The organism is Bradyrhizobium sp. SHOUNA76 (genome assembly GCF_023006445.1).
Taxonomy (GTDB): Bacteria; Pseudomonadota; Alphaproteobacteria; order Rhizobiales; family Xanthobacteraceae; genus Bradyrhizobium.
Map to the genome: position 1 here is coordinate 1 of NZ_JALBHA010000270.1, position 8,604 is coordinate 8,604.

General features: G+C 66.2%; 9 protein-coding genes. 4 read left to right on the plus strand and 5 right to left on the minus strand.

Annotation, left to right across the window (positions count from 1 at the left end):
* Window positions 1–1,977 (minus strand): ATP-binding protein (locus MOV74_RS23860; protein WP_246927949.1); only part of this gene is annotated, 1,977 nt, incomplete at its 3' end.
* A 302-nt stretch (window positions 1,978–2,279) separates the two neighbouring features.
* Here MOV74_RS23860 and MOV74_RS23865 point away from each other — a divergent pair.
* The gene (locus tag MOV74_RS23865) at window positions 2,280–2,993 is read left to right on the plus strand and encodes an ABC transporter substrate-binding protein (protein ID WP_246927951.1); all 714 of its coding nucleotides are present in this window, start codon (window positions 2,280–2,282) and stop codon (window positions 2,991–2,993) included.
* A 10-nt stretch (window positions 2,994–3,003) separates the two neighbouring features.
* Here MOV74_RS23865 and MOV74_RS23870 read toward each other — a convergent pair whose 3' ends face one another.
* On the minus strand, window positions 3,004–3,207 hold the full coding sequence (locus tag MOV74_RS23870) for a hypothetical protein (protein ID WP_246927953.1): 204 nt from the start codon (window positions 3,205–3,207) through the stop codon (window positions 3,004–3,006).
* A gap of 24 nt (window positions 3,208–3,231) precedes the next feature.
* Window positions 3,232–3,429, minus strand: coding sequence for a hypothetical protein (locus tag MOV74_RS23875; RefSeq protein WP_246927955.1), 198 nt, complete (start codon window positions 3,427–3,429; stop codon window positions 3,232–3,234).
* Between the two features lie 197 nt (window positions 3,430–3,626).
* Here MOV74_RS23875 and MOV74_RS23880 point away from each other — a divergent pair, with 197 nt between their 5' ends.
* Window positions 3,627–4,001, plus strand: a complete 375-nt coding sequence (locus tag MOV74_RS23880) for a YciI family protein (RefSeq protein ID WP_246927957.1) — start codon at window positions 3,627–3,629, stop codon at window positions 3,999–4,001.
* 14 nt (window positions 4,002–4,015) lie between these two features.
* On the opposite strand, the gene MOV74_RS23885 is transcribed toward MOV74_RS23880, so the two are convergent.
* Window positions 4,016–4,606 (minus strand): TMEM175 family protein, encoded by a 591-nt coding sequence (locus MOV74_RS23885; protein ID WP_246927958.1) that lies wholly within the window; start codon window positions 4,604–4,606, stop codon window positions 4,016–4,018.
* A 127-nt stretch (window positions 4,607–4,733) separates the two neighbouring features.
* On the opposite strand from MOV74_RS23885, the gene MOV74_RS23890 reads away from it, so the two are divergent.
* Together MOV74_RS23890 and MOV74_RS23895 are read left to right on the plus strand one after the other, a co-directional pair.
* Window positions 4,734–6,791: an ATP-dependent helicase gene (locus MOV74_RS23890; RefSeq protein ID WP_246927966.1), complete on the plus strand. Its 2,058-nt coding sequence runs from the start codon at window positions 4,734–4,736 to the stop codon at window positions 6,789–6,791.
* Window positions 6,792–6,847: 56 nt separating this feature from the next.
* Entirely contained in the window at window positions 6,848–7,828 is a 981-nt protein-coding gene (locus MOV74_RS23895; protein WP_246927968.1) for an NADPH:quinone oxidoreductase family protein, read from the plus strand.
* A 35-nt stretch (window positions 7,829–7,863) separates the two neighbouring features.
* Here the strand turns inward: MOV74_RS23895 and MOV74_RS23900 are convergent.
* Window positions 7,864–8,604 (minus strand): amidohydrolase family protein (locus tag MOV74_RS23900; protein ID WP_246927970.1); only part of this gene is annotated, 741 nt, incomplete at its 5' end.

Below are 8,604 nucleotides of genomic sequence, written 5' to 3' on the forward strand. Positions count from 1 at the left end.
GCCCTTCGACCGCGGCAGGAACAGCCGCACCGCCGTGCCGCGCCCCTCCTCGCTCTCGATGGCCACCATGCCGCCGGTCTGCTTGGCAAAGCCGTAGACCATGCTGAGCCCCAGTCCCGTGCCACGACCGACGCCCTTGGTGGTGAAGAACGGCTCAAACACGCGCTCGCGGATGTCGGCCGGAATGCCGTGACCGGTGTCGCTGACGGCGACCATCACGAAGGCGCCGCGCACGCCGTCACCGTCGCCGCCCGTGCCTTCGAGTTCGCGGTTCGCAGTCTCCAGGGTGAGCCTGCCGCCGCCCGGCATCGCGTCGCGCGCATTGACGGCGAGGTTGACGATCGCGGAGGACAGCTGTGAGGGATCCGCCATCGCAGACCAGGCATCGTCGGCGAGGTGCGTCTCGATCTCGATGTGCTCGCCGAGGATCGGCTTGAGCAGCTTCGCGGTCTCGACCACCAGGGCGTTGACGTCGATCTCGCGCGGCTCCAGCGGCTGGCGGCGCGCGAAGGTCAGGAGCTGCGAGGTGATCTCCGCGCCGCGCGCGGCCGCATCGTCGATCAGCTGCGCGATCGCGGAGAGCTCGGGTTTGTCCGCAAGCCCCTCCCGGATGATCTCGATGGTGCCGGTGATGACCGTGAGCACGTTGTTGAAATCGTGCGCGACGCCGCCGGTGAGCTGGCCGATCGCGTCCATCTTCTGGGATTGACGCAGCCGCTCCTCGGTCTCGTGCTGCGCGGTGAGGTCGGTCGCGGAGCCGCGATAGCCCATGAAGCGTCCGTCGGCGTCGAAGACCGGCTTGCCGTTGACGCTGAAATGATGCATCCGCCCGGTAATGTCGCGCCCGCGATATTCGAACTTGCGGAACGGCTCGTGACGATCCAGCGTCGCCAGGTGCGCGCGCCATTTCTCGGGCTCGGCATCGCGGTCGAGCGCGCTATCGGTGCGGCGCGTGCCGATCCGCGCTTTCGGATCCATGCCAAAGGAAATCAACCGGTCGGAGATGTAGGTGAACCGGTGGTCCGGCCCGGTCTCCCAGAACCAGTCGGATGCCGTCTCGGCATAGTCGCGGAAACGCTCTTCGCTCGCCCATGCGTCCGCTTCGGCGCGCCGACGGATGGCCAGGTCGCGCTCGAGATTGGCATTGGCCTCGCGCAGCGCGCCATAGGCCCGCTGGAGGTTGGCGCACATCGCGTTGAAGGCCTCGATCACCTTGTCCAGCTCGTCGGCATCGTAGGGCGGCCGGCGCTCCAGGTGCAAAGGCGGCGGCGGCCGCGTCAGGCTATACTTGCTGACGAACTCGGCGATGGCGACCAGATGCCGCGTCACCAGGAGATGGAACATGTAGATGATGAACAGCGAGACGAGGAATGTCTTTGCCGCCTGGCTTGCCAGGATGACCAGAGCGCGGTTCAGCAGATGCTGATAGATATCGCTCAGCGTGGCCTCGACATGGAGCACGCCGATCTCGCGTGCGTTCCCTTGGATGGTGGTGTTCAAGGGATAGTCGCGCGTCACGACCGAGCGGGTGCTCGGCTCACCGACGGCAAGACGGATCGGATTGGGACGATCGGCAATCTCGCGCACCTCGGCGGCGCGGATGTCGGGCAGCCGGAGGATGCCGTCGAGCTGGAGCTTGATCTGGTTCTGGTCGAGATTCCACAGGCTCTCGCCGAGACTGCCGGTCGTGCTGCGGCCGATCTCGTCGAGCCGCGTCTCGATGAGCCCAACCTCGCGATCATAATCGAGATAGAGCTGCAGCGCGGTCAGCGTCAGCGTCACCACCGAAGAGAACAACAGCACGGCGGCGAGGAGCCGCGGCCCGACACCGCTGCGCGACCAGTTGAAGAGCCGCGACAGCAGTGATGCGAATATCGTGGGCGCAACCGTAGCACCGATGCCGGTCAGATCGGGCTTCGCAGCGGCCGGCGCGATGGCGCGGCTGCGCTTGGGATCCTCGTCGCCTGCGTTGGCCATGCACCACGCCCCCCGGAAATGGCGGCTCTCTGCACCGGCCACAGCTTGCAGTCTCGCGCTTTCCAACAGTCGAGACGCCTGCCTCGTCGCCCGATGCGCGCAATCACCCTGTCTTGCGCCCGGCAGCAGGATTCCCGCGCAAACTACCACTGCGCGTGATAGAATGACATCGGTGAGAGTCTGGAGTCGCTCGCTTGGCGGGCGAGCGGTAATCGTTGCGGCCTGCGCAGGCGCCAACTCCCGGTAGATCGAGCCGGCGTCCGAATCCAGTGGTAGCAATGCAAGACCGAAGGAGACGCCTCATGTGGCGGCTGATCGTCGCCTTCCTGTCGTTGCTCGCGGCCGGGCCCTCACAGGCCCAGGACTTGATCCGGCTGGCGCGCATCGCCGACATCCCGGATCAATATGTCGGCGGCGAGATGCTGCGGGCCGTCTATGCCAAGCTCAACATCACGCTGGAATTCGAGGACGTCCCCGGCAAGCGTGCGCTCGCGCTGTCGAGCGAGGGCGAGGTCGACGGCGAGATCCAGCGGATCGGAACACTCTCGCGCGACTACCCGACGCTGGTCCAGGTCACACCGGCGATCAACTACATCGAGCCCGCGGTGTTCGCGACCAAACTCCGGTTTGAGGTCGCCGGCTGGGATTCGATCAGGGACTACAGCATCGGCATCGTCCGCGGTGTCGGCTCCTCGGAAGCTGGCACGCGCGGCATGGATCGCGTTACCGCGACCACTGGCCTCGACAACATGGTCAGGATGCTCGACGCCGACCGTTTCGACGTGATGGTCACCGACCTCTTCAGCGGGCTCGCTGCGGTGAGGAAACTCAATCTGCAGGCCAGGATTTACCCGCTCTCGCCGCCGCTCGAGCGCATCCACATCTACCATTACCTGCACGAACGCCATCGCGATCTGGTGCCGAAGGTGGGCAAGGTGATCGCCCAGATGGAGGCAAGCGGCGAATTGGCGGCGCTGCGCGAAGCCCTGGTCAAGCAGGTCTTGAGCGCCCCGTAGCGGCCGCCGGTCAGCCCGCGCGAAGCCGCTCGCGGAACGCCACGGCTGCAATCAGCATGCCGACGCACCAGGCCACGACCGCGCGGTGAGGCTCCGCGCCGAGCAGCACCGTGAAGAGGCTCGTCAGCAGACACGGCACGATGGCCTTCCCCGTCTGGCTCATCAGTGCGAGCAGAAACGGCATCGCCGCGATCGATATTTGCAGGACATCCATATTGGAGAACGGTCTCGTATGATTTCAGAAGCCGCAGATGCCGAGCTTGCGCGGGCGCTTGCCGCGCCGGCTCTCCACGATGCGCTCGCCGCCATTCTCGGCCGAGCTGCCGTAATAGCGGTGATGGCCGCTTTGGTCGTGCAGATCGGCCGTCTCTGATGGTCCGGCCCGACGCGCGTCGCAGATGATCTTGCAAACGATCTTGGTGGTGTGACCCGACATTGCCGCCTCCAGCGAAAATCTTGTTGTTGTGGTCATCAGTCGCGACCGGTTCCGGCGGCGTTCACACGGCAGGGGCGCAATCGGGTTTCAGGACGGTTTCATCGCTTGCGGGCCACGCAATATTTTGCTTCGGGATTGTCGGCACCGCCTGCGGTGCTGCGTCCTTGGGATCTGTGCAGAAAAACAACGAGGTGACGATGCTTTACGCCATCCTGGCCTATCACGTGGAAGACGAGGTCATGTCCTGGACGCCGGAGCAGGACGCCGCGGTCGTGGCCAAAGTCATCGAGGTTCAGGCACCCTTGCGGGCCAGCGGCCAGTTTGGGCCGGCGGCCCGTCTGGATGGGACCCGAAAGGCCCGCACCTTGCGCGGTCCCGGCGCGGGCATGGTGCTGGACGGCCCGTTTGCCGAGACCAAGGAGCAGCTTTTGGGCTTTCACCTGATGGAATGCGCCACCGAGGAGGAGGCGATCGCGGCGGCGCGAAAGCTGCGTGCGGTCAATCCGACCGCGGTCTACGAAATCCGTCCGGTCAAGCTTTATGTGCCGGCCGACGGGTTCGGCGCGACATAGGGGTGAGATGGCGCTTACGCGTCCGGCTTGGGCCGGGCGATGGTGAAGCGCTGGATCACGAGCCCGCCGAAGGCGATGAACCACACGAAGGGCGCGATATGCGGCGCGAATGCCGCAACGATCGTGCCCGGAATGAACACCAGGAGCGGAAATAGCGAGGCCATCATCTCCTGGCGCCAGCCGCCCAGGATGGTCCACCACAGCCAGGCATTGAGGCCGGCGATCGCGGTGAGGTGCAGGCCGTAGAGCACCGCGACCGCGCTGCTCATGCCGTAATTGGTGTAGAGCCCGTTGGTCACAGGCAGCAGCACGATCGAGAGCAGGAAGAAAAGATTGAGGATCACCGCGCCACGACTGCCGACGGGCTGGCGCGCCAGCCGCCGGTGATGGCTGATCCAGAACACGCCGGCGATGATGAAGCTGAGCGCGAAGCCGGCGAGCTTGCCGGAATAGACATGGGCGAGGTCGCTCCAGCCGGGCGCGCCGGTGAACACCGCGGCCTTGGGCAAGTCATAGGCCAGCAGCGTCATGGCGACACCGAAAATGGTGTTGCTGAGCGATTCCAGCCGCCGCATCTCGAACTGGTCGGGCTTGAGCTCGGTCATGCCGGGGGCGCTTTTCGAAACTGGAACCTTGGCCGTCTTTCCCCCTAAATCCTAAACCCGGTTTCGTCCAGCCGCATTGCGATTCGCGGCGGGATCGCCGACTCTCGCCCTTTCACCGGGGCGATTCGTGGCAACATATCTGGACACGCTCAATGCGGAGCAGCGCCGCGCCGTGGAGCATGGCGTGGCCGAGGGCGCGACCGTGGGCGGCCCCCTGCTCGTCATTGCAGGAGCAGGCTCCGGCAAGACCAATACGCTGGCCCACCGCGTCGCGCATCTGATCGTCGCCGGCGCCGATCCGCGCCGCATCCTCCTGATGACGTTCTCCCGCCGCGCCGCGGCCGAGATGGCCGGACGGGTCGAGCGCATCGCCCGCAAGGTGCTGGGCGAGAACAATGCCGCGATCATGCGCGATGCGCTCAGCTGGGCCGGCACCTTCCACGGCATCGGCGCGCGTCTCTTGCGCGAATATGCCGAACGGATCGGTGTCGATCCCGCCTTCACCATCCACGACCGCGAGGACTCCGCAGACTTGATGAACCTGGTGCGGCACGAGCGCGGCCTGTCGAAGACCGAGAGCCGCTTTCCGGCCAAGGGCACCTGCCTCTCGATCTACTCACGCTGCGTCAACGCCGAGATGGAGATCGAGAAGGTCCTCGGCCAGCACTATCCCTGGTGCGCGGGCTGGGCATCCGAGCTGAAAGGCCTGTTCGCGGCTTATGTCGAGGCCAAGCAGGCGCAGCACGTGCTCGATTACGACGACCTCCTGCTCTACTGGTCGCAGATGATGAGCGATGCGCTGATCGCGGACGAGATCGGCGGTCGCTTCGATCACGTGCTGGTCGACGAATACCAGGACACCAATCGCCTGCAATCCTCGATCCTGCTGGCGCTGAAGCCGGATGGACGGGGCCTCACCGTGGTCGGCGACGACGCGCAGTCGATCTACTCGTTCCGTGCCGCCACCGTGCGCAACATCCTGGACTTCCCGCAGAGCTTCTCGCCCCGCGCCGAGATGATCACGCTCGACCGCAATTACCGCTCGACGCAAGCGGTGCTGGCGGCGGCCAACGGCGTCATTGGCCTCGCGCGCGAGCGCTTCACCAAGAACCTTTGGACCGACCGCGCCGCCTCGCACAAGCCGCAGCTCGTCACCGTGCACGACGAGGCCGACCAGGCGCGCTACATCGTCGAAGAGGTGCTGGCGAACCGCGAGCAAGGCGCGCTGCTGAAGCACCAGGCGGTGCTGTTCCGGACCTCCTCGCATTCCGGCCCGCTCGAAATCGAGCTGACCCGCCGCAACATTCCCTTCGTGAAATTCGGCGGGCTGAAATTCCTCGACGCCGCGCACGTCAAGGACGTGCTGGCGCTGCTGCGCTTCACTGAAAATCCGCGCGACCGCGTCGCCGGTTTCCGCATCCTGCATCTGTTGCCGGGCATCGGCCCCGCGACGGCGCAGCGCGTGCTCGACCAGATGGCGGAGAGCACCGATCCGCTCGCCGCGCTCGGCCAGCTGCCGGTGCCGCCACGCACCGGCGCGGACTGGACCGACTTCGTCCGCACCACCCAGAACCTGCGCTATTCGGAATGGCCTGTCGATCTCGAGCGCGTGCGGCTGTGGTACGAGCCGCATCTGGATCGCATCCATGAGGATTCCGAGACGCGCCGCGCCGATTTGATGCAGCTCGAGCAGATCGCGAGCGGCTATGCCTCGCGCGAAAAGTTCCTGACCGAGCTCACGCTCGATCCACCGGATGCGACCAGCGACAAATCCGGCCCCCCCCTTCGCGACGAGGATTATCTGATCCTCTCCACCATCCACTCCGCCAAGGGCCAGGAGTGGAAGTCGGTGTTCGTGCTCAACGTCGTCGATGGCTGCATGCCGTCCGATCTCGGCGCCGGCACCAGCGCCGAACTGGAAGAGGAGCGCCGCCTGCTCTACGTCGCGATGACGCGCGCCAAGGACGACCTGCACCTCGTCGTGCCCCAGCGCTTCTTCACCCACGGCCAGGCCGCCAAGGGCGACCGCCACGTCTACGCCTCGCGCACCCGCTTCATCCCGGAGCAGCTGGTCTATCTGTTCGAGCGCACCGCCTGGCCGAAGGCCGCCGCCGGCGCGGCCCGCACTGCGGCGCAAGGGCCCAAAATCGACATCGGCGCGCGGATGCGCGGGATGTGGCGGTAGACACAAGAGGCCAGTCTCGGGACCTGTCAGGATAACTGGAACAGCAGAGGTCCGACATGAAAGCCGTCGTCGTCGAGCAATACGCAACCATCGATCAGATCGAGCTGAGGGACATCCCGCCCCCGTCGATGGAGCCGGGGCAATTGCGCATCCGCGTGGAAGCCGCCGGGATCGGCTTTGTCGACGGTTTGAAGATCGAGGGGCGCTATCAGACCAAGGATCCCCTGCCCTTCATTCCGGGAACGGAGTTCGCAGGCGTGGTGACGGACGCGCCCGGCGCACCCGGCGGCTATCAGCCCGGCATGCGCGTGATGGGCATGACGCGGTCTGGCGCGCTTGCGGAAGAGATCGTCGTTGGCCCCGCCGCGCTCCATCCCCTGCCCGACGGCGTTGCGGCCGAGGTCGCCGCCTCGTTTCGCGCCAACTATCTGACCGCGCTCTATGCGCTGAGCGCCCGCGCCATGCTGGTCGCAGGCGAGCAGCTCCTGGTGCTGGGCGCGGCCGGCGGCACCGGAATTGCGGCCGTCCAGATCGGCAAGCTGCTCGGCGCGCGCGTGATCGCAGCGGCATCGACAGCGGAGAAGCGCGAATTCACTCAGGCGCACGGCGCCGACGCCGTGATCGATTATACGCAGGCCGACTGGCGCGACAGGTTCAAGGAGTTGACGGGCGGACATGGTGCCGACGTGATCTTCGATCCTGTCGGAGGCGAGATCTCGGTGCAGGCCTTTCGATCCATCGCCTGGCGCGGACGCCATCTCGTGGTCGGCTTTGCCGCCGGCACGATTCCCGCGCTGCCGTTCAACCTGCCGCTGCTGAAAGGCGGCGCCCTGCTCGGTGTCGACCTCGCGCAGATTCCGGTGCGCGAACCCGACGTGCAGAAGCGCCTGATGTCGCAGTTGACGGGCTGGCTCGCCGACGGCCAGCTGAAGCCCGTGGTCGGCCGCGTCTTCGCGCTGGACGATTTCCGGGAAGCGTTCAGGACCATGCAGACGCGCGGAGCGCTGGGCAAGATGGTCGTGCGGCTCTCGAAATAGGATGCATCGGCGCGGAGATGTGGCGGTAGCGTCAGCTACGCGTTCAGCCTGTCGAACTGGACCTTGCCTGCCTTCATCACCATCGGGATGTGCTCGCCCTGGCCGAGCAGGCACGCAACGTCGCGCAGCGGGTTGCCGTCGACCACCAGCAGGTCGGCGTTGGCTTCGGGCGCGATCCGGCCGAGCTTGCCTTCCATGCCAAGCACTTCGGCGCCGACCAATGTCGCGCTGGCGATGACGGCGCGCGGACCGAGAATCTCGGCGCGAATCCGGAATTCGTCGCTCTGGAGACGCTGCGACGGGCCGAGCAAGTCACTGCCAAATCCCATCTTCACGCCGGCGTCGCGATAGATCGCGAGCGAACGCAGGCCGGCGTCGCGGACATCGGCAATCTTGGCCACGCTCTCCGGCGGCAGGCCATATTGGGCGCCCTCGTTCGCCAGCGCCTCGTAGGTGACGAGCGTCGGCACCACATAGGCGCCCTTCTCGGCCATCAGGCGCGCGGTCGGAGCATCGACCAGATTGCCGTGCTCGATGGTGCGCACGCCGCAGCGCACCGCGCGCTCGATCGCGGCAGCGGTGTAGGCGTGCGCAAGCACATAGGTCTGGCGCCCGCGGGCCTCCTCGACGATGGCGCGGATTTCGTCCTCGGAATAGCCAAAAGCGCCGACCGGGTCGGTCGGTGACGCGACGCCGCCGGACGCCATGATCTTGATCTGATCGGCGCCCATCTGCAGCTCCTCGCGCGCCGCCCTGCGCACGCCGTCGACGCCGTC

What these genes read in the sequence shown, in the direction of transcription:
- MOV74_RS23885 (WP_246927958.1), bottom strand. Translation starts at nt 4,606, where the DNA reads ATGACCGAGCTCAAGCCCGACCAGTTCGAGATGCGGCGGCTGGAATCG.
- MOV74_RS23895 (WP_246927968.1), top strand. Translation starts at nt 6,848, where the DNA reads ATGAAAGCCGTCGTCGTCGAGCAATACGCAACCATCGATCAGATCGAG.
- MOV74_RS23870 (WP_246927953.1), bottom strand. Translation starts at nt 3,207, where the DNA reads ATGGATGTCCTGCAAATATCGATCGCGGCGATGCCGTTTCTGCTCGCA.
- MOV74_RS23865 (WP_246927951.1), top strand. Translation starts at nt 2,280, where the DNA reads ATGTGGCGGCTGATCGTCGCCTTCCTGTCGTTGCTCGCGGCCGGGCCC.
- MOV74_RS23880 (WP_246927957.1), top strand. Translation starts at nt 3,627, where the DNA reads ATGCTTTACGCCATCCTGGCCTATCACGTGGAAGACGAGGTCATGTCC.
- MOV74_RS23875 (WP_246927955.1), bottom strand. Translation starts at nt 3,429, where the DNA reads ATGTCGGGTCACACCACCAAGATCGTTTGCAAGATCATCTGCGACGCG.